29 protein-coding genes, 1 tRNA gene and 1 other RNA gene are annotated in these 24,797 nt (G+C 71.9%); 24 read left to right on the top strand and 7 right to left on the bottom strand.

Annotation, left to right across the window (positions count from 1 at the left end; translation table 11 throughout):
* The first annotated feature begins 54 nt into the window (after positions 1-54).
* The 8 genes from KJS59_RS03760 to KJS59_RS03725 all read left to right on the top strand — a co-directional run bounded on the left by KJS59_RS03760 (position 55) and on the right by KJS59_RS03725 (position 3,920).
* Positions 55-492 carry a DUF3052 domain-containing protein gene (locus KJS59_RS03760; protein ID WP_213450869.1) on the top strand — a complete coding sequence of 146 codons (438 nt, stop codon included), beginning with the start codon at positions 55-57 and terminating at the stop codon, positions 490-492.
* A gap of 61 nt (positions 493-553) precedes the next feature.
* A complete protein-coding gene (locus KJS59_RS03755; RefSeq protein WP_213450867.1) occupies positions 554-1,021 on the top strand; it encodes a peroxiredoxin in 468 nt (155 codons plus the stop codon).
* 305 nt (positions 1,022-1,326) lie between these two features.
* Positions 1,327-1,398 (top strand) — tRNA-Val (locus KJS59_RS03750).
* Positions 1,399-1,661: 263 nt separating this feature from the next.
* Positions 1,662-2,078 (top strand): type II toxin-antitoxin system HicB family antitoxin, encoded by a 417-nt coding sequence (locus KJS59_RS03745; protein WP_213450866.1) that lies wholly within the window; start codon positions 1,662-1,664, stop codon positions 2,076-2,078.
* Positions 2,075-2,500, top strand: coding sequence for a hypothetical protein (locus KJS59_RS03740; protein ID WP_213450864.1), 426 nt, complete (start codon positions 2,075-2,077; stop codon positions 2,498-2,500). Before KJS59_RS03745 ends, KJS59_RS03740 begins: the two co-directional genes overlap by 4 nt.
* Positions 2,501-2,738: 238 nt before the next feature.
* Positions 2,739-3,053, top strand: a complete 315-nt coding sequence (locus tag KJS59_RS03735) for a PadR family transcriptional regulator (protein WP_213450863.1) — start codon at positions 2,739-2,741, stop codon at positions 3,051-3,053.
* Positions 3,016-3,759, top strand: a complete 744-nt coding sequence (locus KJS59_RS03730) for a hypothetical protein (RefSeq protein ID WP_213450860.1) — start codon at positions 3,016-3,018, stop codon at positions 3,757-3,759. The genes KJS59_RS03735 and KJS59_RS03730 overlap by 38 nt, the downstream gene beginning before the upstream one ends.
* On the top strand, positions 3,756-3,920 hold the full coding sequence (locus KJS59_RS03725) for a hypothetical protein (protein WP_213450859.1): 165 nt from the start codon (positions 3,756-3,758) through the stop codon (positions 3,918-3,920). The genes KJS59_RS03730 and KJS59_RS03725 overlap by 4 nt, the downstream gene beginning before the upstream one ends.
* A gap of 85 nt (positions 3,921-4,005) precedes the next feature.
* Here the strand turns inward: KJS59_RS03725 and KJS59_RS03720 are convergent, their stop codons facing one another.
* Complete coding sequence (locus KJS59_RS03720) at positions 4,006-5,481, bottom strand: FAD-dependent monooxygenase (protein ID WP_213450858.1); 1,476 nt, start codon at positions 5,479-5,481, stop codon at positions 4,006-4,008.
* Positions 5,482-5,529: 48 nt separating this feature from the next.
* Between KJS59_RS03720 and KJS59_RS03715 the strand changes: the two genes are divergently transcribed.
* On the top strand, positions 5,530-5,976 hold the full coding sequence (locus KJS59_RS03715) for a TetR/AcrR family transcriptional regulator (RefSeq protein ID WP_213450856.1): 447 nt from the start codon (positions 5,530-5,532) through the stop codon (positions 5,974-5,976).
* On the opposite strand, the gene KJS59_RS03710 is transcribed toward KJS59_RS03715, so the two are convergent.
* Positions 5,966-6,574 carry a histidine phosphatase family protein gene (locus KJS59_RS03710; RefSeq protein ID WP_213450854.1) on the bottom strand — a complete coding sequence of 203 codons (609 nt, stop codon included), beginning with the start codon at positions 6,572-6,574 and terminating at the stop codon, positions 5,966-5,968. The genes KJS59_RS03715 and KJS59_RS03710 overlap by 11 nt on opposite strands.
* Before the next feature lie 59 nt (positions 6,575-6,633).
* On the bottom strand, positions 6,634-7,857 hold the full coding sequence (locus KJS59_RS03705) for a PEP/pyruvate-binding domain-containing protein (protein ID WP_213450852.1): 1,224 nt from the start codon (positions 7,855-7,857) through the stop codon (positions 6,634-6,636).
* Positions 7,858-7,916: 59 nt separating this feature from the next.
* Between KJS59_RS03705 and KJS59_RS03700 the strand changes: the two genes are divergently transcribed.
* The 4 genes from KJS59_RS03700 (at position 7,917) to KJS59_RS03685 (ending at position 10,625) form a co-directional block, all read left to right on the top strand.
* A complete protein-coding gene (locus tag KJS59_RS03700; protein ID WP_249713841.1) occupies positions 7,917-8,312 on the top strand; it encodes a DNA-binding protein in 396 nt (131 codons plus the stop codon).
* Positions 8,309-8,941: a transcriptional regulator gene (locus tag KJS59_RS03695; RefSeq protein ID WP_213450848.1), complete on the top strand. Its 633-nt coding sequence runs from the start codon at positions 8,309-8,311 to the stop codon at positions 8,939-8,941. Before KJS59_RS03700 ends, KJS59_RS03695 begins: the two co-directional genes overlap by 4 nt.
* A gap of 199 nt (positions 8,942-9,140) precedes the next feature.
* On the top strand, positions 9,141-9,815 hold the full coding sequence (locus KJS59_RS03690; RefSeq protein WP_213450847.1) for a PadR family transcriptional regulator: 675 nt from the start codon (positions 9,141-9,143) through the stop codon (positions 9,813-9,815).
* A gap of 153 nt (positions 9,816-9,968) precedes the next feature.
* Positions 9,969-10,625: a class I SAM-dependent methyltransferase gene (locus tag KJS59_RS03685; RefSeq protein ID WP_213450846.1), complete on the top strand. Its 657-nt coding sequence runs from the start codon at positions 9,969-9,971 to the stop codon at positions 10,623-10,625.
* 276 nt (positions 10,626-10,901) lie between these two features.
* Here KJS59_RS03685 and KJS59_RS03680 read toward each other — a convergent pair whose 3' ends face one another.
* Positions 10,902-11,720 carry a class I SAM-dependent methyltransferase gene (locus KJS59_RS03680; RefSeq protein ID WP_213450845.1) on the bottom strand — a complete coding sequence of 273 codons (819 nt, stop codon included), beginning with the start codon at positions 11,718-11,720 and terminating at the stop codon, positions 10,902-10,904.
* A gap of 8 nt (positions 11,721-11,728) precedes the next feature.
* Positions 11,729-12,751: an ABC transporter substrate-binding protein gene (locus KJS59_RS03675; RefSeq protein ID WP_213450844.1), complete on the bottom strand. Its 1,023-nt coding sequence runs from the start codon at positions 12,749-12,751 to the stop codon at positions 11,729-11,731.
* 390 nt (positions 12,752-13,141) lie between these two features.
* Here KJS59_RS03675 and KJS59_RS03670 point away from each other — a divergent pair, with 390 nt between their 5' ends.
* From KJS59_RS03670 to mctP, 7 genes are all read left to right on the top strand, one after another.
* Entirely contained in the window at positions 13,142-14,371 is a 1,230-nt protein-coding gene (locus KJS59_RS03670; protein WP_213450842.1) for a helix-turn-helix domain-containing protein, read from the top strand.
* A gap of 13 nt (positions 14,372-14,384) precedes the next feature.
* A complete protein-coding gene (locus KJS59_RS03665; protein ID WP_249713840.1) occupies positions 14,385-14,948 on the top strand; it encodes a flavoprotein in 564 nt (187 codons plus the stop codon).
* Positions 14,949-15,018: 70 nt separating this feature from the next.
* Positions 15,019-15,855 carry a Nif3-like dinuclear metal center hexameric protein gene (locus KJS59_RS03660; RefSeq protein WP_213451028.1) on the top strand — a complete coding sequence of 279 codons (837 nt, stop codon included), beginning with the start codon at positions 15,019-15,021 and terminating at the stop codon, positions 15,853-15,855.
* Positions 15,852-16,592, top strand: coding sequence for a zinc ribbon domain-containing protein (locus tag KJS59_RS03655; protein ID WP_213450840.1), 741 nt, complete (start codon positions 15,852-15,854; stop codon positions 16,590-16,592). Before KJS59_RS03660 ends, KJS59_RS03655 begins: the two co-directional genes overlap by 4 nt.
* 17 nt (positions 16,593-16,609) lie before the next feature.
* Positions 16,610-17,728 carry a bifunctional RNase H/acid phosphatase gene (locus KJS59_RS03650; RefSeq protein ID WP_376771115.1) on the top strand — a complete coding sequence of 373 codons (1,119 nt, stop codon included), beginning with the start codon at positions 16,610-16,612 and terminating at the stop codon, positions 17,726-17,728.
* A gap of 171 nt (positions 17,729-17,899) precedes the next feature.
* Positions 17,900-18,148 carry a DUF3311 domain-containing protein gene (locus KJS59_RS03645; protein ID WP_213450836.1) on the top strand — a complete coding sequence of 83 codons (249 nt, stop codon included), beginning with the start codon at positions 17,900-17,902 and terminating at the stop codon, positions 18,146-18,148.
* Positions 18,149-18,155: 7 nt separating this feature from the next.
* On the top strand, positions 18,156-19,832 hold the full coding sequence (gene mctP / locus KJS59_RS03640) for a monocarboxylate uptake permease MctP (protein ID WP_213450835.1): 1,677 nt from the start codon (positions 18,156-18,158) through the stop codon (positions 19,830-19,832).
* A 79-nt stretch (positions 19,833-19,911) separates the two neighbouring features.
* Here the strand turns inward: mctP and KJS59_RS03635 are convergent, their stop codons facing one another.
* Positions 19,912-20,373, bottom strand: a complete 462-nt coding sequence (locus tag KJS59_RS03635; protein WP_249713839.1) for a MarR family winged helix-turn-helix transcriptional regulator — start codon at positions 20,371-20,373, stop codon at positions 19,912-19,914.
* 88 nt (positions 20,374-20,461) lie between these two features.
* On the opposite strand from KJS59_RS03635, the gene KJS59_RS03630 reads away from it, so the two are divergent.
* Positions 20,462-21,676: an MFS transporter gene (locus KJS59_RS03630; protein ID WP_213450833.1), complete on the top strand. Its 1,215-nt coding sequence runs from the start codon at positions 20,462-20,464 to the stop codon at positions 21,674-21,676.
* Between the two features lie 108 nt (positions 21,677-21,784).
* Here the strand turns inward: KJS59_RS03630 and KJS59_RS03625 are convergent, their stop codons facing one another.
* On the bottom strand, positions 21,785-22,549 hold the full coding sequence (locus KJS59_RS03625) for a sulfite exporter TauE/SafE family protein (RefSeq protein ID WP_213450832.1): 765 nt from the start codon (positions 22,547-22,549) through the stop codon (positions 21,785-21,787).
* A gap of 33 nt (positions 22,550-22,582) precedes the next feature.
* Between KJS59_RS03625 and rnpB the strand changes: the two genes are divergently transcribed.
* The 3 genes from rnpB (at position 22,583) to KJS59_RS03610 (ending at position 24,771) form a co-directional block, all read left to right on the top strand.
* Positions 22,583-22,992, top strand: an RNA gene (gene rnpB / locus KJS59_RS03620) — RNase P RNA component class A.
* Between the two features lie 586 nt (positions 22,993-23,578).
* Positions 23,579-24,124 carry an RICIN domain-containing protein gene (locus KJS59_RS03615; RefSeq protein WP_213450830.1) on the top strand — a complete coding sequence of 182 codons (546 nt, stop codon included), beginning with the start codon at positions 23,579-23,581 and terminating at the stop codon, positions 24,122-24,124.
* A 374-nt stretch (positions 24,125-24,498) separates the two neighbouring features.
* On the top strand, positions 24,499-24,771 hold the full coding sequence (locus KJS59_RS03610) for a hypothetical protein (RefSeq protein WP_213450828.1): 273 nt from the start codon (positions 24,499-24,501) through the stop codon (positions 24,769-24,771).
* Positions 24,772-24,797 lie beyond the last annotated feature (26 nt).

The raw sequence follows: 24,797 nt of genomic DNA, 5'->3' as shown, positions 1-24,797 counted from the left end.
ATGCGGCAGGGTCGGGTGGCACCATGTTCGGTGAAGACGAGGAGGCATTAGAACGTGAGCGCGACCGCTGGTCAGGCCGCCGAGGGCGTACGCAGCCTGGCGGACCGGTTCAGCATCGAACCGGGCATGGTGGTCATGGAGATGGGGTACGACGATGACGTCGACGAGGGTCTCCGCGACGCCCTGATTGAGCGCTGTGGGGAACTGGTTGACGAGGACACCGACGAGGTCGTCGACGCGGTGCTCCTGTGGTACCGCGAGGGTGACGGCGACCTGTTCGAGATCCTGGTCGACGCGTTGAGCCCGCTCGGACCCGCCGGCGTGGTGTGGCTGCTGACCCCCAAGGCCGGCCGCCCGGGTCACGTCGAGCCGGGCGACATCACCGAGTCCGCGCAGACCGCCGGCCTGCAGCAGACCTCGACCGTGAACGCCGGCAAGGACTGGGGCGCCGCCCGCCTGGTGCTTCCCCGTGGAGCGCGCGCCAAGCGCTAGCCGCACGGCGACGGTTCCCGGGTCCGGGCCCCGGGGCCACCGCCGCCGCAAAGGAGCACCCATGCCGATCGAGGTAGGCGCCGAGGCGCCCGACTTCACCCTGAAGAACCAGAACAACCAGGAGATCCACCTCGCCGACTTCCGCGGTCGCAAGATCGTGCTGCTCGTGTTCTACCCCCTCGCCTTCACCGGCGTCTGCTCCACCGAACTGCGTGAACTCCAGGAGAATCTCGCCGCCTACGCCTCAGACGACGTCGAGGTGCTCACCGTCAGCGTCGACTCGGTCTTCAGCCACAAGGTGTGGGCCGACCGCGACGGCTACACCTTCGACATGCTCGCCGACTTCTGGCCCCATGGCGCCGTCGCCCGCGCCTACGGCGTCTTCAACGACGTCACCGGCTTCGCCAACCGCGGCACCTTCGTCATCGACCGGGCCGGCATCATCCGGTACGCCGAGGAGAACGATCCCGGCCAGGCCCGCGACCAGGCCGCCTGGCGCGAGGCGCTGGCCAAGGTCGCGGCGGGCTGAACCGGCCGTGGTCACCGCCCGGTGGGGGTGTCGCCGGGCCGCTGGTACGCCTGCGTTACCGGCCACGTGTCGGCCCTGTCGCCCGGCACCTGCCGGGCCCGGTTGATGCGGCCCCGGCCCCTCCATCCTGGCCCGCACCGTTATCGCTCGCACGACCGCAGCCCCGTGGGTACCCGCTGGTATAGCCTCGGCTAACTCGGGGTGGACCTGTAGCATGACAACTCCAAGATCTAGGCGGACGGCGCGGCTCTCGTCGCTGCTGCGGCACAACCACCCCGTGTCGCCTGGTTGGTGATGTTGATCTTGGGCGCGTAGCTCAGTGGAAGAGCACTCGCCTTACAAGCGAGGGGTCGCAGGTTCGAACCCTGCCGCGCCCACCCATTCCTGCCAGCCGTTTCCCTTCCGTCAAGATCGGCCGCCGGATCATTGACGGCAACGGTGACGGCAACGCCCGTCACGCGAGCTGTCCGTCGAATTTGCCCAGCGCCTGGCGCATCGTGTCCACGGTGGTGTGCGACTAGATCTTGAGCGTGCCCCCTGGGCGACCGACCATGGGCATGCCCCCGTGCAGCTTGCCGCTGGTCTCGGTGCCGGGTACGTTAAGTACTTGACGTACTTGTCGCCGGGATCTGGAGGTCTCATGTCGGGGGTGCACTTCGACAGCTACACGGAAGCCCGCGCCCACTTGAAGGATCTGCTGGACGCGGCGGAGCGGGGTCGGGTCGCGACCGTGCGGCGGGACAACCGGATGACCGCGTTCGTGGACCGGGAGCGGCTTCGTTACTTCCTGGCCTCGGTGAGTCCATCGGGCGCCCGGGTGGTGGCAGAGGCCGGTGGCTGGTCGGTCTTCATTCCGGGCCTGCCGGTCGCGGCGGACGGCGCGACCCTCGACGAGGCGCTGGACGATATGATCGTCGCGCTGCGGGAGTATGCCGAGGACTGGCAGGATCGGCTGCTCGATGTGCCCAACCACGCAAACAGCTGGGGTCTGGTGCAGTTGGTGACCCTCAGTAGCGACATCCAGCTGCGCGAATGGCTGGTCGGGCCGGCGTCGTGAGCTATCCATCGTCCACCCGCGAGGCCCACGAGAAGTTCTGCCATACGGAGCAGTGGGCCCGGGTCCGCGATGCGCGTGGGCGCACCGGCACTCATCACCTGACGTTTGAGCTTGGCCTGCCCGATGGTCGTGTACTGCGTACCCGCGTCTCTCATCCGGTCGATCGCACGGTGTACGGGCCGAGCATGTGGAGCCGCATATTGCGGGACCAACTAGATGTCACGGATGAGGACTTCTGGAGGTGCGTCCAGGACGGGGTTCTGCCCAAGCGAGGCGTCCCTGACCTGCCCGCTGAGGCGTTGCCGGCTGAGTTGGTGTACCTGCTCAAGAACCGTGTCGCCCTGAGCGAAGGCGAGATCGCGACCATGTCCAAAGACGAGGCCGTGGCCAGACTGAACCAGTACTGGGCGACCGTATTGTGACCCTTGTCGATCATGCTGAGGGGAGCAAGATCGGGGGCGCTGTGCTCTGGAGGGGCTGGTTTTGGGCAGATGTTCTGCTGCTGGCTGCGTTCACCGTCCCACCAGGTCTGGCGCTCTGGTTGAACGCGCGTCGCCGTGGCCGCCAGCCGTCGCAGAGAGGAGGCAGGGGTGAACGGTTGCGGCTTGACGGGGTTGCTACGTACTGCGTTGCTACGCGGAACGTAGTAAGGGAGGGTCAATGGCCGGGCTCGGCGACCTCGGCCGGTTCTCCGAACCGGCACTGCACGTGCTGATCAGCCTCGCCGCGGGGCCCAAGCACGGCTACGCCATGCAGGACGACATCGGCGAGCTCACCGGCGCCCGCCCCGGACCCGGCACGCTCTACGGCGCGATCCGGCGCCTGGAGGAGCACGCCTACATCGAGGCCCTGCCCGAGCAGGACCGGCGCAAGCCGTACCGGCTGACCGACGCCGGCCGGGCGGCTCTGGGCGCCGAGTTGCGGCGCATGCGGTCCCTTGCCGCGGCCGGGCTGCGCCGGCTGGCGGTGGCCTGATGCGCGCCCGGATCATCTGGCGCTGTACCCGGCCACGGTTCGCGAGCGCTACGGCGACGAGATCGCCGAACTGCTCGCCGCCAGTGACACCCCGGCCCGGGACCTGGCCGACACCGCCCGGTGCGCGCTGCGCGACCGGCTCAGCCACCGGACGGAGACGATGACGGTGTTCCAGGCACGCACCGCCGCCGTCACCCTCACCAAGCTGGTCGCCGCGCCGTGCGCGTTCAGTGTGCTGCTGTTTGCCCTGCTGACCACGGGGGGTCTGCTGGCCGACGTGACCGGCGCGCACCAGGCCGCGCCCTACGGGTACGCGTTGGCGGTGGCGCTCGCTGCGGCCTCGATGTGGTGGTTCGGCCGGCGGGTGGCCCGCTCCGGGCCAATCGCCGTGCCCGCCGTCGTGGTTCCGGTGGCGCTCGCGCTGGGCGTCGCGGGCATCAACGCCGCACCGTACGTCGGTGATGTGTTCGGCGAGGTCCGTGCCGGCTCGCTGGTGGCCGTGGGCGGTTGGGCGATCGGCGCCGCCGGGCTCGCCTGGGCGGTGAGCGTCCTGCTGCGCCGCGGCCGCCGCGCCGCCGCCTGGCTCAGCAGCGGGGTGGGGGCGCTGCTGCTGCTCGACGCGGTCACCGCCGTGTATGTGGTCACCGCGCTGTCGCCCGAGCGTGCCCGCGGCACAACGCGCCACTGTGGTACGTGTCGACCATGAGCTGGTGGGACCCGGGCCTGGTCGACGGGGCGTACCGGCAGCTCGCGGACTCGATCAAGGTACTGCCGCCGATGCTGACCATGTGCACGGTCTTCCTGCTTGCCGTGGTTGGCGTCACCGCGAGGCGGGCCCCGACCGGCCGCGCGCCCGGTATGAGCTGATCCGCACGACTGTGCGCGGGTGCCGGCCCGCCAGCCGTCGTTTGCGGTGGCGGCCGGGCGGTGGCTCGCTTCCAGGAGGGCGTTCCTACCGGCCCAGCTTGGTTGGTGAGCCGCAGAAGGTGGACAGCGCGTCGCGGATCGCGGTGTCGCGGCGCTCCGGAAGGGTGTCGCCGGTGGCCCAGGCGACGTACCCGTCGGGGCGCACCAGCATGGTCGGGGTGTGCGTGTCGGCGGGCGTGGCTTGGCGTACCCGGTCGGCCCATGGCGCGGCGATCGTCGCCAGTTCGGGCGGGGCGACCAGCACGAACACGCCGTCGCGGAGTGCTTCGTACAACCGGGCGGCGGGCTGGGCGTCGCCGGTAAGCGGCACGTCGGCGGCGCGTTGACCGGCGAGGGGGTGGCCGCCGCGCGGTGGGGCGTATGCGATGCCGATGCCGGAGATCGTGCCGGCGACCTTGCGAGCTATCGGTCCGATTCTGAGCGCGGTTCCGCCGATGACGTTGCGTGCGGCGCGTGGGATCTGGGACTGGATCATCGCGAGCCGGATGATCGCTCCGCTGCTGCGCAGGACGAGCCGGCCGACCGGATGCCGCTCCGCGTGGTAGCTGTCGAGCAGGTCCTCCGGGGCCCAGCCGTGCACGGCGGCGGTGAGCTTCCAGCCCAGGTTGGCCGCGTCCTGGATGCCGGTGTTCATGCCCTGGCCGCCGGCCGGTGAGTGGATGTGGGCCGCGTCGCCGGCGAGAAAGACCCGGCCGACCCGGTAGGTCGGGACCTGCCGCTCGTCGCTGTGGAACCGTGCCATCCACCGCGGGTCGTGCATCCCGAAGTCGGTGCCCAGCGCGCGTCGGGTGACGGCGCGGATCTCCTCGAAGTCGAGCGGTGCGCTGTCTGGTTGCTGGTCGAGCCGGTCCCAGGCGAAGACGCGGAACCAACCGTCGCCGAACGGTGCCACGAATGCGAAGCAGTCCCCGACCGCGTTGACCGCGAGTACCCCGGTGGGCGCCGCGGTCATCCGCACGTCGGCCAACATGATCGACTGAAGGACCGCCCTGCCGGGGAACGGGAGGCCGAGCGCCTGCCGGACCCGACTGTGGACGCCGTCAGTACCCACCACATAGGACGCACGGATGGACTGCCCGCCGGCGATGTCGACCCGGACCTCACCGGCATCCTGCCGTAGGTCGACCACCTGGACGCCGCCCACCAGGGTGGCGCCGAGGCTCTCGGCCCGGCGGCGCAGGACTCGCTCGACCTGGTACTGCGGGGTGATGAGCAGGTAGGGGAAGCGGCTGGGCAGCCGGGTGAGGTCGACGTGGACGCGGTCGAACAGGCGTAGCTCGCGCACCGGTTCGCCGGTGGCGGTGAGCTCGTCGGCCAGGCCCCGGGCGTCCAGCACCTCCAGCGTGCGGGCGTGCACGCCGAAGGCCCGGGTCAGGTTGGACTCCCGCGAGCGGCGCTCCAGCACGGCGGTTCGCACGCCCGCGGCGGCGAGGTCGCCGGCGAGCATGAGGCCGGTGGGTCCGGCGCCGACGATGACGACATCCGCCCCGGTGGGGATCATGACGGCTCCTCGTGTCAACAAGCGTTGGCCAACGATCGTTGTCAGCGTATGGCCGTCTCCCTGCGCTACTACGGCAACAAGGAGAAGCTGTTCGCCGCCGCGGCCACCTTCGACCTGCGGCTGCCCAGCCTCACCGGCGTACCGAAAACCGAGTACGGCCCCGCACTGGTCCGGCACTTCCTGGACCGATGGGAGTCCGATGGCACCTTCGTCGCGTTACTGCGCGCCGCCGTGACCAATGAGGCCGCACGCGACCAGATGCGCGACATCTTCGTCGCCCAACTCGCCCCGGTGGTAGCGACACTCTGCCCCGCACCGGCGGCGGCCCCCGACCGGGCCGGGCTGATCGCCAGCCAGATGTTCGGGCTCGCCCTGTGTCGATACGTGCTGCGACTTCCCCCCATCACCGCGATGCCGGCGGAGAAGGTGGTCGAGTGGATCAGCCCTACGCTCCAGCGATACCTGACCGGCCCCGAGGAGAGCCTTACGGCCTGATGGCCGCCGGGAAACCGGTCCAGCGTAGGTCCGCCGGCAGGTGGCTCATGTCGTTGAACATGACGATCGTGGGCGGCAGGCCCGCGCGGTATTGGATGACCGTCAGGGCGGCGTTGGCGCTGTTCAGGCCGAGCCACCGGGACGCTGGTGCGGCCAGCGCGTGGCGCACCAGCCACGCGACCTGGTAGGCGTGCGTGATCAGCACCTCGTGGGTGTCGATCGCGGTCACGGCCGGGTCGGGGAGCACCGCGAACCGGGCCAGCAGGGCGTGGGCGAGTCGGTGGCCGGCGGCGGCTTCGGCGTCGTCGTAGCCGTCGAAGAAGCCGGCCCAGGGTCGGGGTGTTTCGGCCGGGCTCGGGACGTACGGCACGTGGTCGATGAGTTCGGGGGCCGCGCCCACGGCGGCATCGGGCAGGTGCCGGGCGAGTATCTGCGCGGTGGCGGCGGCGCGCGGTAGCGGGGAGTGCCAGACGGCGTCGACAGGGATGGCGGCGAGGCGTTCGCCCAGCAGGCTCGCCTGCCGGCGGCCGATGTCGGTGAGCTCACCGAACGCGTCGGCCGAGCCGTGGCGGGCGAGGTAGAGGTGTCGAGTTCCCATGGGTCAGGGGAGGCGAGGTCCCGGGCGGGCCCGCGTCTCGGCTCCTTTCGATCTGCGGGTCAGGCGTGCGTGGTGATGGTGCCGGCGGTGCCGTCGATCGTGATGGTGGTGCCGTCGTGGAGGGCGGTGGTCGCGGTCGGGATGCCGAGGACGGCGGGGATGCGGTACTCGCGGGCGACGATGGCGGCGTGGGAGAGCACGCCCCCGGTTTCGGTGACGATGCCGGCGGCGACGCGTAGCAGCGGGGTCCAGGCCGGGTCGGTGTAGGGGCAGACGAGGATGTCACCCGGGTGGACGCGGGTGAAGTCGTCGGGACCGCGGACGATGCGCGCGGTGCCGGTCGCGGTTCCGTGACTGCCCGGGGTGCCAGCCAGCGTGGCGGCCGTAGCGACCGTGGAGCCGGACCGCGGTGGGGGCGCGGCGGTGACCGGTCGGGCCTGGAGCAGCCAGATCCTCCGGTCGGCGATGGCCCACTCGATGTCCTGCGCTCCGCCGAGTACGGCGGCGGCGTCGTGCCCGAGCCTGGTGAGCCGCGCGGCCGTAGCGTCGTCAATCGATGGCAGGTGGCGGCGGGCGGCGGGCACGTCGCTGGCGACCAGGTGCGCGCCGTGCCGGTCCAGGCGGGTCCGCTTGGTGCCGGTGGTGTGGGTGACCGACCCGTCCGCGGCGATGTGGTAGGCGTCCGGGGTGACGGTGCCGCCGACGACGCTGGGGCCGAGACCCCAGGATGCCTCGATCGTGGTCACGCCGCTCGGGCCGCTGGGGGTGAACATCACCCCGGAAACGTCGGCGTCCACGTGACGCTGGATGAGGACGGCCATCGCCGGATCGCCGGACGGCTGGTCGCGACCCGTGACCCCCCGGTAGTCGATGGCGCGCCGGGAGTGCAGCGAGGCCCAGCAGGCGCGGACTGCCCGTACGACCGCGCTGGCGCCGTGGACGGCGAGGATGCTCTCGTGCTGCCCGGCCGCCGATGCCGCAGCGGTGTCCTCGTTCGCCGCCGACGACCGGACCGCCACCGGCGGATCGCCGAGCGCGTCGAGCCCGCGGCCGAGCGCGTCGAGCAGGTCGGCGGGGAGTGGGTGGGCATCGATCGCCTGCCGCGCCGCGTCGGGCTGGCCGGCACGCGTCTCAAGGCCCAGGTCGGGGGCGGCGGCGCGGTACGCGTCGAGCGGGACGACGAAGCCGTCCGGAACCGGTAGGCCCGCGCGCAACAGGGTGCCGAGCGCACCCGCCTTTCCCCCGCACGACTCCGCGGCGGCGGTCAGGAGCGGCACGATCATCCGTCGCACCCTTCAACAGAACGTTGACAACAACTTGTTGATTCTGCATGCTCGGTGCCATGCCACGCAAGCAGGACGCCGCCCACGCGGCCCGCGCCGATCGCGCTCAGGCACGCCGCGAACAGGACGCAACCGCGCGACTTCTCGGGTTGGCTGGGGGTGCGCTCGCCGCTCGCCCGTGGCGACCTGCCCCCGCTCCGCCCTCGGCGGTCGATCTGGCGCATTTCGCGCTCTGGCGCTCCGCCGACCTGGCCCCCGAGGATCTCCTGAACGCGCTCGCGCTCCTGCCCGCCGCGCGTGCCGAGGTCGAGGGGCTCGAGACCGGCCTGCTGTTCGTGGCCCGCGGTGCCGGGCTCACCTGGGCGCAGATGGCGGAGGCGATGGGCTTCAACTCCCCGCAGGCATGCCAGCAGCACTACACCCGGCTGACCGCGCGGCAGGGGGCCGACTCGTGACGCGGGAGTCTTCCTTCGACCTGCTGGTGCTGCATGCGGTACGGCTCAAGGGGTTCGCCGACGCTCCGGTGATCGCCGAGCGGTTCGGACTCGACGCCGCCGAGACGGTGGAGTTCCTGGGCGACGCGCGGGCGCGTGGCTGGGTGCGCCACGCCACCTTCGCCGACCTGCACGGCTGGGCCCTGACCGAGTCGGGGCGTGCGGAGAACGAACGCCAGGTGGCCGCCGAACTCGCCCACGCCGGCGGTACGGCGCAGGTTCGCGAGGTCCACGCCGCCTTCCGCCCGCTGAACGCCCGGCTCCAGCGGGCCTGCGCCGACTGGCAGCTTCGGCCGACCGCCAACGACCGGCTCGCCGCCAACGACCACGCCGATCCGGTCTGGGACGCGGCCGTCCTCGACGACCTCGCCGCCATCGACCTCGCCCTGGCCCCACTCGCCGACCGGCTCGGGAACGTTCTCACCCGGTTTCGCGGGTACCACGCGCGATTCACCGCCGCCCGACACCGTGCCCTGGCCGGGGACGGCGGCTGGGTCGACCGCACCGACATCGACTCCTGTCATCGGGTCTGGTTCGAACTCCACGAGGATCTCGTCGCCACGCTCGGCCTCGACCGCGCCACCGAGTGAGCACCCGCCCGGCCGGGCGGTGCGGTCACTCCGGCGGCGAGCCCGCGTCCGCGGCGTCCATCTTTCCAGCCGCTTCAGCAGCGGCGACAGGATGCCCGGGTCTAGCTGGAGCAGGCGGCGACCGACCGGGCGAGCTTGACCGGAGCGGTACCCGTCTACGTATACTCGTCCGCGAGTATCTGGCGGCGAGGAGTGCGTCATGGCGCGGCGGCGGAAGGTGGGCAACCTGCTCGCGCTGCCCCTGCTCGCCCTGCTCGCGCCCGGCCGGCCCATGCACCCGTACGAGATGGCCACCGTGCTGCGCCGCACCGGCAAGGAGAACGACCTGCGGATCAAGTGGGGCTCGCTCTACACCGTGGTGCGGAACCTCGAGAAGCACGGCCTCATCGAGGCGACCAGCAGCGGGCGGGAGGGCCGCCGGCCGGAGCGCACGGTGTACGCGATCACCGACGCCGGCCGGGTCGAACTGCGGGAGTGGCTGCGCGAACTGGTGGCCGCCCCGGAATCCGAGTACCCCCGGCTCCAGGCCGCGCTGTCGGTGATCGGCGTGCTCGGTCCGGAGGAGGTGACCGACCTGCTCGGCCAGCGCCTGCGCGCACTGGAGGCGGGCATTGCCGCCGAGCGTGCGGCACTCTCCGGGTACCCGGTGCCCCGGCTCTTCCTGATCGAGGCCGAGTACGCGCTCGCGATGCGGGAGGCCGAGGCCGGCTGGGTGCGCGCGCTGCTGGTCGAGCTGACCGAGGGCACCTTCCCCGACCTGGAGATGTGGCGCGAGTACCACCGGACCGGCCGGATGCCCGCCGAGCTGTCCGAGGACTGGGAGAGCCTGTTCGTCGAGTCACCGGAGCGGGAGGGGGGCCGGCACCCGGAGTAGACCAAAGAAGACCCCGGCGAGGTGCGGGAACACCGCGCCGGGGTCACCCTCGCATCGGCCCGCGGGAACGGAACCTGGCCCGAGGTGGCAACCAAACGATAGCCGGGCTCCACCCACGGGCGCCGTCGCACGACCCGTTACGGAGGAGTTTCCATGCGGAGGAACTTCAAGCTCGTCCCCGAGATGGAAGGGCCGGTGGCCCGGTGGTACGCGCGGCAGCGCGGGTCCGCCAGCCAACTGGCCGGATACCACGACCAGGCGGCCGCGCTGGCCGCCGAACTCCCGGTGGGCATCGAGATCCTGGAGGTCGCCCCGGGCCCGGGGTACATGGCGGTCGAACTGGCCCGCCTCGGCCACCGGGTCACCGGGCTGGATATCAGCCGCACGTTCGTCGGTCTCGCCGCCGAGTACGCCCGCGGCCAGGGCGTCACCGTCGACTTCCGGCAGGGCGACGTGGGCGCCATGCCGTTCGGCGACGACGCCTTCGACCTCGTCGTCTGCCAGGCCGCGTTCAAGAACTTCCTGCGACCGGTCCGCGCCCTCAACGAGATGTACCGGGTGCTGCACGCCGGCGGCACCGCCGTGATCGACGACATGAACCGGGACGCCACCCGGGCCCAGATCGCTGAGGAGGTCGGCGGCATGGGGCTCAGCGGCCCCAACGTGTTCCTGACCCGCACCACCCTCGGCTGGCTCCGCCGGCGAGCCATGTCGCCGCGGCGGTTCCGCGAACTGGCGGCGGAGAGCGCCTTCGGCGGTGCCGAGATCACCGCGCACGGCATCGGGCTGCGGGTGCGCCTGACGAAGTAGGGACGGGGGGGGCCGCCGCCGACCGGCCCCCCCGTCCCGTCGTCCGCTCCCGTAGGCTGCCCTGCCATGGGAGCTCTCAAGCCCTGGCACCTGATGGCGTGCCTGTGCTGCCTCGTCGTGGTCGCCGCCGTGGCGGTGGCCGTGGTGCTCGTCATCACGAAGTCCAACAAGCGCCGCACCCCCTAGTCCCTCGTCCCGCCCCGCGACCACGGCGCGATCGTGGAGTTGTGGTGGAGATTCGCCCGCCACAACTCCACGATCGAGGGTGGAGAGCGGTCAGGGGGAGCGGCGGCCGCTGGTGGAGAAGAGCGGGTGGCCGGCCAGCACCAGGCGGGGGTTCTGCACCAGCAACTGCACCTGCTCCAGTTCGGACGCGGTGAGGCCGGCGGCCAGCAGGCGGTCCCAGAGCTGGCGGATGGTCCCCCCGACGAGCTGGCTGCCGGGGCTGCCGCCGGCCCAGGACTGCGCCTGGATCGTGGTCTCCACGTCGACCAGCCGCTCGGCGAGCATCGCGGCGTGGATCCGGCGGGCCCAGCCCCGATCGGTGCCGGAGGCCGCGAAGACCCGGGCGCCCAGGATCTCCTGGAAGCGGCCGTAGAGCCGGGCCGAGGCGGGGTCCGGGGCGGCGAGGACCATGTCGGTGCGGCTGGCGTCCCAGTCCTCGACGAGCAGCCAGCCGCCCGGGCGCAGGCAGTCGGCGAGGCGGGTCAGGATGGTCCGGCGCTGGGGCAGGTGGCCGAGGGTCAGCCGGGCGTGCACGAAGTCCCACCCGGCCGGTTCCAGCGGCGACGGGTCGGTGCCGTCCAGGAACGCGGACGCGGTCAGGTCGTGCTGCCGGACGGTGAGCTGCGGGTGGTACGGGACGCTCAGCGGCTTGACGTCGGTGGCCAGCACCTCGCCGTGCGGGCCGACCTGGTGGGCGAGCCAGAACGCGAACCGCCCGGCGCCGGCGCCGACCTCCAGGCAGCGCTTGCCGCGCAGGTCCAGCAGGCTCATCGCCCGCCGGCAGGAGTACGGGTCGAGCAGGCGGGAGAGCAGGATGTGGTGGGTGACGGCGCGGGGGTCGTCGTTGTCGAGGGCGTACCGGGTCGTCATCGGGGCGGTCAGCTCCCCATCGTGTCGAAGTTGACGAACTCCTCCGGGCGGATCGCCGCCGGGATCAGCCGCAGGCTCTGGATGAGCGCCACGCTGCGGGCCACCCGGGCGGGGTCGAACGCCCCGGGCGTGTGGTCGCCGAGCACGTACGGGCGCATCAGGGCGATCTCCTCGGCGGCGGTCGCCGCGTCCACCGCCGGTACCGCGCGGTGCAGGATCTGGCCCGACTCCTGTGGATGGTCGACGGCGTAGAGCAGCCCCTTCACCAGCGCCCGGGTGAAGCGCCGGACCAGATCGGGGTCGCTCTCCAGTAGCGCCGTCGAGGCGACCACCACGTTGCCGTACAGGTCGGTCACGTAGTCGCTGTAGGGCATGACGACGACCGGGCGGCCCTGCGCGGCGCGACGCACGCTCGGCTCGCCGACCACGAACTGCCCGATGGCGTCCACCCGGCCGGCCGCCAGCAGGGCGGGGAGCTGCTGCGGCGTGGCCTGGATCCAGTGCACGCCGGACGGGTCGAAGCCGGCCAGCCGAGCGTACGCGGGGAACAGGGTCTTCGGCACGGCGCCGGTGGCCTGGGCGATGGTCCGGCCGGCGAGGTCGCGCGGGTTGGCGATGTCGCCGCCGCCGAGCGCCATCATCGCGATCAGCGTCTGCCGGGTGACCACGCTGACCAGGCGGTACCCGGTGAAGGCATCCGTGCCGGCGCGCACCACCGCACCGGCGTAGTCGATGACGGCGAACTGGGCCCGACCGGCGGCGACCAGGCTCAGGTTGCTGTCGCCCGCGGCACCGGGCTGGATCTCCACGTCCAGGCCGGCCTCCGCGAAGTACCCCTTCTCGCGGGCCACCCAGGCGTACCCCTCGCGGCCGAAGCTGCCGAGGCCGGTCAGGTAGGTGACCTTGACCCGGTGCGGTGCGGGTGTCCGCCCAGCCTCGGGGCTGCCGGAGCAGCCGGTCGCGGTGGTGGTCAGCAGGGCGGCGGCGGCCAGCGCGGCCAGCCGGGACGGCCGCCGATCGATGAGCGTCATGGGTTGTGCTCCCCAGGATTCCGGTTCGTGACATGCCGGGCCGATTGCCGGCCCGGGGGGAGCGTGCGGGCGCCGGAAAAGACCCGCTAGAGGCGAGTTGAGAACCTTTGAGGGGTCGGGGGAACCTGGGCGGTTTCCGCCCTCAAGTCCTGGAAAGTTGTATTTTCTGAGTGTCCACCACCGGCGGATCGACCCGCACCGGGCCGGCGGCGTCACCTGAGCGACGCTCACATCGTTCTGAGGGCAGGCGGGTGGTTGCGCCACCCGTCGAAAACCACGAGCATCGGTGCCTTGGGCCCCGCACGCAGGTGTGCGACCCGCACCCACGGGGGGCGTTGGCATCGGTACCCGGCCGGCCCGGATCGCCGGTGAACAAGGGAGGTACCTGACGTGGACGGGCTGCCCATTGGTCGCCGCGTCGCCTACTGGCGGGGCCGGCGCCGGATGTCGCAGCAGGTCTTCGCCGACCGCCTGGGCAAGTCCAAGAGCTGGGTGGACAAGGTCGAGCGCGGGGTGCGCCGGCTGGACAAGTTCTCCGTGATTTACGAGATCGCCGACGTGCTCCAGTTGGACGTCCAGTTGCTGCTCGGCAAGGACGTGGAGCGCCGGCCGGACAGCGCGAACTGCGTCGACCAGGTGGAGGTCGAGGAGATCCGGGCCGCGCTGGAGCGGTACGACCAGATCAGTGCCTTCTTCTACGCCGCGCCGGAGCCGCCGCCGCTGGCCGAGGTGCACAAGGCGGTCGGCCACGCCTGGCTGACCTACCAGCACGCCAGGTACGGCGTGCTCGCCCGGGCGCTGCCCCGGCTGCTGCGCGACGCGCAGGCGACGGACACCGCGTACGCGCACACCGAGGAGGGGCGCGAGGCCGCCCACCTGCTCGGCCAGGTGTACCAGATCGCCTCGTCCACCCTGCGCAAGCTGGGCGAGCACGAGCTGTCCTGGCTGGCGGCGGACCGGTCGATCGCGGTCTCCCAGCGGGCCGGCGACCAGTTGCTGGCCGGCATCGCCAGCTACCGGGTGGGCAGCGCGCTGCTGGCGCTGGGCCGGGCCCGGGCCTCGCTGGAGGTCAACGTCAACATCGCCAACCGGCTGGCGCCCGGCGGGGCCGAGCCGACCACCCGGGAACGCCTCTCGGTGTACGGGATGCTGCTGCTCAACGGCGCGATGGCGGCCGCCCGGATCGGCGACAACGCCACCGTTCGGGACCTCGTGAGCGGCGCCGAGGAGGCCGCGGCCGGGGTGGGCGGGGACCAGAACCACTACTGGACCTCGTTCGGCCCGACCAATGTCCTGTTACACCGGGCCGCGGCATCGGTCGAGCTGGGCGAGGGGCGGCTCGCCGTCGACACGCACGCGGCGATCGACCCGGAGGGCTTCGCCAGCCTGCTGCCGGAGCGGCGGGCGCACCACTACCTGGACATCGCCCGCGGGTACGCGCAGATCGGGGACGTGGAGCACGCCAGCGAGATGCTGCTGGAGGGCGACCGGCTCGCGCCGTCCGAGATCAGATGCCGGCCGATCGCCCACGAGGTGCTCTCCGACGTGCTGCGCCGCACCCGGGGCGGGCCGCCCGCGACGATCGCCGAGCTGGCCGAGCACATGGGGGTGGGTGTATGACCGGGGGTGCCGCGTGATCGGCGTCCCCGGCCGGAACCGGGTGCTGTATCTCGTCGTGTGCGGCGCCGCCGTGGCCAGCAACGTCGGCCGGCTCGTCTCGTTCGCGCGCCGGGACGGCTGGCAGGTCTGCGTGGTCTCCAGCCCGGACGGGCGCAAGTTCCTCGACGTGCCCGCGATCGCGGCGCAGACCGGCCACCCGGTGCGCAGCTTCTTCAAGAACCCGGGGGAACCGGACGTCCTGCCCGCGCCGGACGCGGTCATCTGCGCGCCGGCCACCGTCAACACGGTCACCAAGTGGGCCGCCGGCATCGCCGACACGCTGGCCCTGGGCCTGCTGGTGGAGGGCGTGGGCCTCGGCCTGCCGATGGTGGCGGTGCCGTACACGAACGCGGCGATGGCCCGGCACCCGGCGTTCGGCGAGGCCGTCGAGCGGCTGCGCGGCTGGGGCGTGACCATGCTGTACGGGGAGGACGTGCTGACCCTGCACCCGCCCGGCTCGTCCGACCGGCACCTGGACGAGTTCCCGTGGGAGCTACCCCTGCGGGCGCTGTACGCACGGCTTACCGTCGAGCACTGATCGCGCTGGTAGCCTCGCGGCCGTGACCTACACAGCGCCGCCCGCCGCCGACCCGCCCACGGTCGCCGATCTGGTGGCGGCGCTGGACGAGCGGTACCCGCCGGCCTGGGCCGAGCAGTGGGACCGGGTCGGCCCGGTGCTGGGCGAACCCGGCCAGCCGGTGCGCCGGGTGCTGTGCGTCGTGGACTGCGTGCCCGAGACGGTGGCCGAGGCGCGCCGGCGGGGCGCGGATTTGATCGTGGCCCACCACCCGCTGCTGCTGCGCGGGGTGTCCTCGGTGGCCCCCACGACCTACAAGGGCCGGATCGTGCACGACCTGATCAAGGCGGACACGGCCCTGTACGTGGCGCACACCAATGCGGACGTGGCCAGCCCGGGCGTCTCCGACGCCCTCGCCGCCCGGCTCGACCTGCGCGACCCGCGCCCGCTGCGCCCGGCGGCGCCCGGCTCGCCGGCCGCGGGGGAGGGCCGGGGCGCCGGCCGGGTCGGCGAGCTGCCCGCCCCGCTGCGCCTGGCGGAGCTGGCCGAGCTGGCGGCGAACCGGCTGCCGCCGACCGCGTGGGGGGTGCGCGCCGCGGGCGACCCGGACCGGTTGATTCGGACGGTCGCGGTCTGCGGCGGCTCGGGCGACAGTTTCCTGGCCGACGCGACCGCCGCCGGAGCGGACGCGTACCTCACCGCCGACCTGCGCCACCACCCGGCCGGCGAGCATCTGGCCGCCGGGGGGCCGGCGCTGCTGGACGCGGCGCACTGGGCAACCGAGCGCCCCTGGCTCGACGAGCTGGCCGCCTGGCTCGCCGGGCGGTTCCCGGTCGAGGTCACCGTCAGCGACCTGGACACCGACCCGTGGACCCTGCACGCCCCGTCCCCACCCGTGCCGTCCCCCCTGAAGGAGCACCAGCCGTGAAGGCCGACCCGGAAGCCCAACTCCGCCTGCTCGACCTGCAGGGGATCGATACCGCGCTGGCCCAGCTCGCGCACCGGCGCCGGACCCTGCCGGAGCACGCCGAGCTCCAGTCGCTGGACGCCCGGCTGGCCGGCCTGGAGGACGAGCGGGTCCGGGCACAGGTGGCGGTCGACGACCTGGACCGGGACATCGCCCGGCTGGAGAAGGACGTCGATCAGGTGCGCGCCCGCAAGGACAAGGACCAGGCCCGGCTCACGATGGGCACCGGGCCGGCCCGGGAGCTGGAGGCGCTCCAGCACGAACTGGTCTCGCTGAACCGGCGCCAGTCCGACCTGGAGGACGCCGAGTTGGAGCTGATGGAGCAGCGCGAGCAGGCGCAGGGGGTGCTGGACGGCGTCGCGGGCCGGCTGGCCGAGGCGCGGGAGGCCAGGGCCGGCGCGGCGAGCCGGCGCGACGAGGCGCTCGCCGGGATCGCGAAGGACGAGGAGTTCCGCTCCGCGGCCCGCGGTCCGCTCACCGCCCAGATCCCGGCCGACCTGCTGGCCCTGTACAACCGGCTCCGGGAGTCGTCGGGCGGCATCGGTGCGGCGCTGCTGCGCGCCGGCCGGTGCGGTGGCTGCCGGCTGGAGCTGGCCGGCAGCGAGCGCGGCCGGGTCCGGGCCGCCGACCCGGACGAGGTGGTCCGCTGCGAGGAGTGTGGCCGGATCATGGTCCGCACCGCGGAGAGCGGCCTCTAGCGGAAGGGGTGGGCTCGGTGCGGGTCATCGTCGAGGCGGACGGCGGGTCCCGGGGCAACCCGGGTCCGGCCGGGTACGGGGCCCTGGTGCGCGACGCCGGCACCGAGGAGGTGCTGCTGGAGCGGGCCGAGGCGCTCGGGGTCACCACCAACAACGTGGCCGAGTACTCGGGTCTGATCGCCGGCCTGCGCGCCGCCGCCGAACTCGGCGCCCGGGACGTCACCGTCCGGATGGACGCCAAACTGGTCATCGAGCAGATGGCCGGCCGGTGGCAGATCAAGAACGCCGGGCTGCGCCCGCTCGCCGCCGAGGCGGCCACGCTGCTGGCCGGGTTCGAGTCGGTGCGCCTGGAGTGGGTGCCGCGCGAGCGGAACCGGGCGGCCGACGCGCTGGCGAACGCCGCCATGGACGCCGCCGCCGGCAAGCCCGCGCGGCAGGAACTGGTCGACGCCGCGCCACCGTCCACCTTGGGCGCCACCGCGGCGGCACCGTCGTGGGAGCCGCCGGACACGCCGCCGACCCGCCTGGTGCTGGTCCGGCACGGCAAGACCGCCATGACCGAGCGGCGGCGGTACTCCGGCCGCGGCGACGTCCCGCTCTCCGCGGCGGGGCGGGTGCAGGCGCGGGCCGCCGCGCGGCGGGTCCGGGCGCTGCTGCCCTCGATCACGGCGGTGGTCAGTTCGCCGCTGTCCCGGTGCCTTCAGACCGCTGGCGCGATCGCCGGGGATGCCGAGGTCACCACCGACCCGGATCTGATCGAGTGCGATTTCGGCGAGTGGGAGGGGCTGACCTTCGCCGAGGCCCGCGAGCGCTGGCCGGGGGAGCAGGAGGCCTGGCTGCGGTCCACGGCCGCGGCGCCGCCGGGTGGCGAGTCGTTCCAGGCGGTGGCGGAGCGCGTCCGCGCCGCGGCGGCCCGCATCCGCGCCGCCCACCCCGGCGGCAGCGTCGTGGTCGTCTCGCACGTCTCGCCGATCAAGCTGCTGCTGCGCGACGCCCTCGCCGCCGGCGACGCCTTCCTTCACCGCCTTTACCTGGACGCGGCCGGTGTCTCGGTCGTGGACTCCTGGCCCGACGGCAACGTCGCGGTGCGCACCGTCAACGACACCGCGCACCTTCCGGAACTGGGCGCCGGCTAGCAAGCACCGGCTGGGAAGCAGCTACTGGGAAGCACGGCGACCGCTTGGCGCAGGCGGGGCGCCGCTCGGCGCAGCGCGCCTCCTGCGCGGCGTGGTCCAGGTCACACCGTGGATATCGTCCGGCCGTCACCGAGATCCACAGTGATCACTTCCTACCGTCCAGGAGGTCCGATGAGTGACCTGGATCCCGCCGCGGCGCCACCCGCGGCGGCCACCCGGCGGGCCCGCGCCAGGGACCACAGCCCGTGGAACTGGCTGCTGTTCGTGCCGATCCTCGTCCCGCTGATCACGCCACTGTTCAACTTCGACACCCCGCGCCTGCTGGGCTTCCCGGGGTTCTACTGGCTGCAACTCGCGTTCATCGTCCTCGGCGTGGGGACCACCACGCTGGTCTACCGGATGACCAAGCGGAAGGGGTGAGGCGACCGTGTGGCAGGACCACCTCACCGAGATCATCATCTTCACGGTGCTGTTCCTCGCGGTCAGCGGCGTCGGCTTCGTCGCCGCCCGGTGGCGCCGCCCGGACAACATGCTCCACCTCGACGAGTGGGGCCTGGGCGGGCGCAGTTTCGGCGGCTGGATCACCTGGTTCCTGATCGGCGGCGACCTCTACACCGCGTACACCTTCGTGGCGGTGCCGGCGCTGCTGTTCGGCGCCGGCGCGGCGGGCTTCTTCGCCGTCCCGTACACGATCATCATTTACCCGCTGGTGTTCCTGGTGCTGGTCCGGCTGTGGTCGGTCTCGCACCGGCACAGCTTCGTGACCCCGGCGGACTTCGTCCGGGCCCGGTTCGGCTCGCCGACCCTGGCGCTGATCATCGCGATCACCGGCATCGTCGCCACCATGCCGTACATCGCGCTGCAACTGGTCGGCATCGAGGCCGTGCTCAAGACGATGGGCGTGACCGGTGAGTCCGCGATCGCCCGGCACCTGCCGATCATCGTGGCCTTCGCGATCCTCGCCGCCTACACGTACCAGTCCGGGCTGCGCGCCCCGGCGCTGATCGCGTTCGTCAAGGACACGCTGATCTACGTCGTGATCCTGGTGGCGATCTTCTACCTGCCGTACAAGCTGGGCGGCTGGGGCGCGATCTTCGACGCGGCGGACGCCAAGTTCAAGGCGACCCCGGCGCCCGGGGACGGCATCCTGCTCAACGGCAACAACCAGTGGCAGTACATCACGCTGGCGTTCGGCTCGGCGCTCGCGCTGTTCCTCTACCCGCACAGCCTCACCGGCGTGCTGGCCAGCAGGAACCGCGGCGTGATCAAGCGGAACATGTCGGCGCTGCCGGCGTACAGCCTGCTGCTCGGGCTGATCGCGCTGCTCGGGTACGCGGCGATCGCGGCCGGCGTGAAGCCGCTGCCGGGGACCAAGGCCGGCTCGGTCGACAGCAACACCGTGGTACCGCTGCTGTTCGACTCGCAGTTCCCGAGCTGGTTCGCCGGGATCGCGTTCGCGGCGGTGGGCATCGGTGCGCTGGTCCCCGCGGCGATCATGTCGATCGCGGCGGCCAACCTGTTCACCCGCAACATCTACAAGGAGTACCTGAGGCGGGACGCCAGCCCGGCGCAGGAGGCGAACGTCTCGAAGATCGCCTCGCTGGTGGTCAAGGTCGGCGCGGTCGCCTGCATCGTGTTCCTGGACCCGCAGTTCTCCATCGATCTCCAGCTCATCGGCGGCGTGATCATCCTGCAGACGCTGCCAGCGGTCGCGCTGGGCCTCTACACCCGGTGGTTCCACCGGGGTGCCCTGGTGACCGGCTGGGTGGCCGGTATGGGCCTGGGTATGTGGATGCTCTACGTGATCCCGAACGCGGCCACGAAGCGGGCCCACTTCGGCGGGTCCGCGTTCCCGCTGGCCAAGTTCGGCTTCGACACCCAGGCGACGGTGTACGTGGGCTTCGTCGCCGTCCTGGTGAACCTCGTCGTGGCCGCCCTCGTCACGCTCGCCCTGCGGGCGGGCAACGTGCCGGACGGCCCGGACGGCACGCGGCCGGACGACTACTTCGCCGACGAGGGGGACGCCCGGGTGCCGGCCCAGGCGGGCCCGGCTCCCGAGGAGGAGGCGCCGGCGGACGACACGCAGCCCGCACCGAAGGTGTAGGCGCCACCGCCGCGCAGTCGCGTACGGGCTCCGGTTTCTGCCCCCGTGGGCCGGGGCCCGTACGCCCGCCGAGCCGCCGCTACCGGCCGGGCGCCCGGGTGTGCTCGTCCATGGCGTGGTTGAGCCGGTGCAGGTACCGGGCCAGGGTCTCGCGCTCCTCCGCCGACCAGCCGGTGAGGATGCGCTCGTAGAGTTGCTCGCGCGCGGCCCGCACCCCGCTCAGCCGGGAGGCGCCGGCGGGGGTCATCGCGATCACGGCGCCGCGGCCGTCGCGCGGGTCTCGCTCGCGGCTCACCAACCCCTCGCGCAGCAGCGCCGCCACCTGCCGGGTCACCGTGGACCCGTCCAGGTGCAGGGCCGCCGCCAGTGCCGAGACGTTCTGCGGGCCGCCCTGCTCCAGCCGGCGCAGCAGCAGGTACGCCGCCCGGTCGAGCGCCCGGTGCGCCGCCACGGGCGTGACCCGCCGCGCCGCGTCGCCCCGACGCATCAGCAGGGCGACCTCGGTCTCGATCGCGCCGATCGCCGGATCCTGCCTGGTCACCGTGCCTCCCTGGGGTCAGTGGCGGTACCGAGTGTACTGCTTGTATCATACAGCTAGTTATCTGTAGGATGCAGTTATTGGAGGCGCAGTGCCGCAGGGCCCGGAACCCCATCGGAAGGCCATCTACGCCACCACCCTCGCCGCGTTCCTCGGTATCGCCGGCATCGGTGTGGTCGACCCCATCCTCCCGGTCATCGGCAGCGCCATGGGCCTGTCCGCCTGGCAGGTCGAGTTGCTGTTCACCGCGTACATCGCGGTCATGGCCCTCGGGATGATCCCGGCGACGCTGGCCACCGGCCGCTTCGGCTTCAAACCCGTGCTCATCGCCGGCGTCGCGACCGTCGGCGGCGCCGCGGTGGTCGCCTCGTTCAGCCGGAACATCGTCGAACTCGCCGCCCTGCGCGGCGTCTGGGGGCTCGGCAACGCCCTGTTCTTCGCCACCGCCCTGGTCGTCATGGTCGCCCTGGCCAACGACCGCGAATGGGTGGTCGGCCTGTTCGAGACCGCCCTCGGCCTCGCCTTCGCCGTCGGCCCGCTGATCGGCGGCGTGCTCGGCCGGGTCACCTGGCGCCTGCCGTTCTTCATGTGCGGCGTGTTCATGCTCGTCGCCCTCGCCGTCGCCGCCACCCAACTGCGCGAGCCGCCCCGGACCCAGCCCCCCGTGCGTCTCGCCGACATCGGCCGCACCTTCCGCCGCGGCCCGTTCGTCGCCCTCTGCGTGGTCACCGCCGCGTACAACTTCGTGTTCTTCATCGTGCTGGGCTACACGCCGCTGTTCCTGAAGCTCGCCGTGATCCCGCTCGGCCTGGCCTTCACCGGCTGGGGCCTCGGCCTCGCTGTCGGCATCCTCGGCGTCGGCCACCGCCTCGCCCACCGCATCGGCGCCGTGCAGACCCTCGGTGTCGCCATCGTCGGCCTGCTCGCCTGCATGGCCCTGTTCGCCACCTCCACCGGGCTGGTCGAATCGCTGATCGTCCTGGTCGGCTCCGGCCTGTTCATGGGCCTGGCCAACGCCAACCTCACCGACCTGGCCCTGATCCTCGGCTCCGCCGACCGCCGGGTCGCCACCGGCGCGTTCAACCTGGTCCGCTGGGGCGCCGCCGCACCGGCCCCGGTCGTCGCCGGCCTGCTCGCCGAACACGGCGCCGCCCTGCCGTACTGGGTCGGCTTCGGCATCCTGGCCGCGGGCGTCCTGGTCTACGCGCTCTCGGCCGGCGCCATGACCCGGGCCGCCCGTCCCCTTCCGCCGGCTCACGCCAACACGGCCGCCGTGCCCGAGGAGGTCCTGGGCGAGGTCTACTGACCGTGGCGGGCGCGGGCGGGAGGTCTTGGTACCGATCTGGCCAGAAAAGCGGCGTGTCGTACCAAGATTTCGCACCGGTAGTGCAGGCAAGGTTGGCGAGGTGGGTGCTCAGGCGAAGGCGCGGACCAGCAGGACGAGACCGATGACCGTGCCGAAGCCTACGATCAGCGCCCGCAGCACCGGCGCCGGCAACACCCGCGCCACCCGCGCCCCGACGTACCCGCCGGCCAGCGTCGCCGGCGTCAACACCACCACCGCCGCCCAGTTGACCGGGCCGAACAACGCGAACACCAGCAGCGTCACCAGGCCCACCAGCGCCGAGAAGACGTTCTTCAACGCGTTCACCACGGCCAGCCGCTCATCCAGGACCAGCGCCAGCGCCGCCACCAGCATGACGCCCAGCGCCGCACCGAAGTACCCGCCGTAGACCGAACCCAGCCCCACCATCACGTGCAGGGAAACCGCCTGCCGGCGCGCCGACATCTCCCGCGGATGCCCCACCAGCCCCCGCAGCCGCTCCTGGAACGCCAGGAGCGCCGCTGCCCCCAGTACCAGAAAAGGCACAACGACCTCGAACGCCCGCGCCGGCGTCAACAACAACAGCGCACACCCCGCCACCGCACCCACCACCGCGGTCGGCAGCAGCATCCGCAGCCGCCGCCCCTGCCCACCCAGATCGGCCCGGCTGCCGAACACCGAGGCCACATACCCCGGGAATACCGCCACCGAATTGCTGACGTTGGCCGGCACGGGCGGCAACCCGATCGCCACCAGCGTGGGGAACGTCACCAGCGAACCGCCCCCCGCCACCGCGTTCACCGCGCCCGCCGCCAGGCCGGCGGCGAGCAGTAGCAGCGCCTGCGAGATCTCCATCGGTACGACACGGTAGTCTTGGACGACGACGGACGAGTCGACCGGGCGGTCGCGTCGGCGGTCCATTGACCGCCGCCGAGGAACGTCCGGACTCCACAGGGCAGGGTGGTTGCTAACGGCAACCCGGGGCGACCCGCGGGACAGTGCCACAGAAAACAAACCGCCGGGCACCATGGTGCCCGGTAAGGGTGAAACGGTGGGGTAAGAGCCCACCAGCACCCCGGGTGACCGGGGTGGCTAGGTAAACCCCACCCGGAGCAAGGCCAAGTAGGGTCCCCGCCGCGAGGCGGTGACCCGCGCAGGCGTTCGAGGGCGGCCCGCCCGAGCCTGCGGGTAGGCCGCTGGAGCCTGCCGGCGACGGCAGGCCGAGATGGATGACCGCCGGCCGACGGGGAGCAACTCCCGTCGGTGCACAGGATCCGGCGTACAGGTCGACTCGTCCGTCGCCCCCGCTCGGCGTGGTGGGGAGCGGCTGAGTTCAAGTCATTGACTTGCCTCGATGGGCGTTGCTGGTCGGCATCCGGCGCCCCCGACGTCCCACCTCGCGTACCGTCTCGTGAGCAAGGCGGCCGCCAGCTTCAAGCTGAAACAGCTCGCACCACTGTGGACGACATCGTCGCTAGTCCTCGGCGGGCCGGAAGCCACAGCGTCGTGATGCCGAGTTCTTCGTTCATTGCCGCCAACCGGTACTCCTGGCACACATCGGCGCGGTTCCGGACGCCACGCACGATCACGCTCGACCGGTGTTCGCGGCAGAAGGCAGCCGTCAGACCACCCCACGCCCTCACCGCCACGTTGCTCCAACCGGGCGGCAGCGTGGTGCGAAGAGCCGCCAGCCGCTTTCTCGGCGTACACAGTGGTTTGGGGTCGGTTGGGAAAGGATTGGATGAACGGAACGGGGCCGTGGCTCGTCGTCCCTCGTGAGCCGCACGGTGCGCGCTGTGTCGATGCGCGATCCTCGGTCGTCGCAGCGGCGGGTGGTGTGCGGAGAGGCTCTAGCATGCCCGCGAGGGTGGGAAGGATTGGTACATGTCGGGTATCAACGACGGCGGTGGTGGCCTGCGGCGGTCGTGGCGGTCGGGATGGCTGGCTCGTTTGTTGGTCGCCGTCGGTGTGCTCGCCGGGGCGGTCCTGGTTTCCGCGTCTCCGGCACAGGCATACGTCGGTCCGAACCTGCTGCGCAACTGGGCGACCGGCCGCTGCCTGGACAGCAACCGAAACGGCAACGTCTACACGTCGCCGTGCGACGCCAGCCGCGGAAACCGGTTCCAGCTGTGGCAACCGGAGAAAATCGGCCAACAGGACCATGACGTCGTCCGGTTGAAGAACGTCGAGACTGGCATGTGTATCAGTTGGGGGAGGTGGGGTTACCCGGTCGCTAACAGGGGCACCGTCTACACATCCGCCGACTGCATTCAGGACCTCGGAGCCTGGGAGGCGTGGGGCACGAGCTGGACGATGGTGCAATTCAGGGATATCCATATAGGCGGTTGTCTCGACAGCAATGGCGCTGGCGAGGTCTACTACCTTGAGTGCAACTCCAGTGGTTACCAAAAGTGGCGGTTGGGCTACTAATCCCGTACGGGTGGCGCCCGTGCCGTAGGGAATGTGGCATCCCTATCGTTTCTCGGTGAGGGATGCGCTTCCCACCCGCGATCAACGCCGCGCGGTGCTTGCGGAGCGCTTGTGGGGCTGCTGGCGCCGGATCCGGGCACACCGGTGTCGCGGTAAGCTCAATCCGTTGGAAGGACGTGGCGGGTGCCGAGAGGCCCCGCCACGTTCGTTTGCCGCCCGCAGCGTCGTCAGCGAACGCGGCTCGGGTAACCAGGTACCGCGTGCTCTTGGATGACAGCGGCGGTTTCGGTATTGGTCAAGAAGAGAGTCGCTGTCGTGGCCTCGGCTGGTGAACGGCTGGACCAAGGAAGCGTGGTAGGAAAAGGACGTCGGCCTTGCAGCGTTACGAGTACGTGGTGTGGTTCAGGAATCCGGCCCTGCCGGCCGACGATGAGGACTACGAGTGGCCGGCGGTCTTCGTCGTGGAGGCCGCGAGCGCGGACGACGCACAGTCCTGGGGCGACCATCTCGGACGTCGATGGGCCGACGGTGCTGGCGAGATCTTCCTCTACTCGGCAGTCGAACCGTTCGTCCGATCCGTCGAGGCGGATCGGTTGCCGGTCGTGCCGTACGGGGTTGAGGTTTCCGACGAGCACATCGGCTGGTGATCCATGCCAGAGACAGGGTCGGGTGG

The sequence above is a fragment of the Rhizomonospora bruguierae genome, assembly GCF_018397995.1.
In the GTDB taxonomy this organism is placed as follows: Bacteria; Actinomycetota; Actinomycetes; order Mycobacteriales; family Micromonosporaceae; genus Rhizomonospora; species Rhizomonospora bruguierae.
This window is presented reverse-complemented; position numbering and strand designations above follow the sequence as displayed.

Excerpts from the sequence above, each read along its gene's own strand:
- KJS59_RS03755 (WP_213450867.1), top strand. The coding sequence starts at position 554 with ATGCCGATCGAGGTAGGCGCCGAGGCGCCCGACTTCACCCTGAAGAAC.
- KJS59_RS03745 (WP_213450866.1), top strand. The coding sequence starts at position 1,662 with ATGTCGGGGGTGCACTTCGACAGCTACACGGAAGCCCGCGCCCACTTG.
- KJS59_RS03735 (WP_213450863.1), top strand. The coding sequence starts at position 2,739 with ATGGCCGGGCTCGGCGACCTCGGCCGGTTCTCCGAACCGGCACTGCAC.
- KJS59_RS03725 (WP_213450859.1), top strand. The coding sequence starts at position 3,756 with ATGAGCTGGTGGGACCCGGGCCTGGTCGACGGGGCGTACCGGCAGCTC.
- KJS59_RS03720 (WP_213450858.1), bottom strand. The coding sequence starts at position 5,481 with ATGATCCCCACCGGGGCGGATGTCGTCATCGTCGGCGCCGGACCCACC.
- KJS59_RS03715 (WP_213450856.1), top strand. The coding sequence starts at position 5,530 with ATGGCCGTCTCCCTGCGCTACTACGGCAACAAGGAGAAGCTGTTCGCC.
- KJS59_RS03710 (WP_213450854.1), bottom strand. The coding sequence starts at position 6,574 with ATGGGAACTCGACACCTCTACCTCGCCCGCCACGGCTCGGCCGACGCG.
- KJS59_RS03705 (WP_213450852.1), bottom strand. The coding sequence starts at position 7,857 with ATGATCGTGCCGCTCCTGACCGCCGCCGCGGAGTCGTGCGGGGGAAAG.
- KJS59_RS03700 (WP_249713841.1), top strand. The coding sequence starts at position 7,917 with ATGCCACGCAAGCAGGACGCCGCCCACGCGGCCCGCGCCGATCGCGCT.
- KJS59_RS03690 (WP_213450847.1), top strand. The coding sequence starts at position 9,141 with ATGGCGCGGCGGCGGAAGGTGGGCAACCTGCTCGCGCTGCCCCTGCTC.
- KJS59_RS03685 (WP_213450846.1), top strand. The coding sequence starts at position 9,969 with ATGCGGAGGAACTTCAAGCTCGTCCCCGAGATGGAAGGGCCGGTGGCC.
- KJS59_RS03680 (WP_213450845.1), bottom strand. The coding sequence starts at position 11,720 with ATGACGACCCGGTACGCCCTCGACAACGACGACCCCCGCGCCGTCACC.
- KJS59_RS03675 (WP_213450844.1), bottom strand. The coding sequence starts at position 12,751 with ATGACGCTCATCGATCGGCGGCCGTCCCGGCTGGCCGCGCTGGCCGCC.
- KJS59_RS03645 (WP_213450836.1), top strand. The coding sequence starts at position 17,900 with ATGAGTGACCTGGATCCCGCCGCGGCGCCACCCGCGGCGGCCACCCGG.
- KJS59_RS03625 (WP_213450832.1), bottom strand. The coding sequence starts at position 22,549 with ATGGAGATCTCGCAGGCGCTGCTACTGCTCGCCGCCGGCCTGGCGGCG.
- KJS59_RS03615 (WP_213450830.1), top strand. The coding sequence starts at position 23,579 with ATGTCGGGTATCAACGACGGCGGTGGTGGCCTGCGGCGGTCGTGGCGG.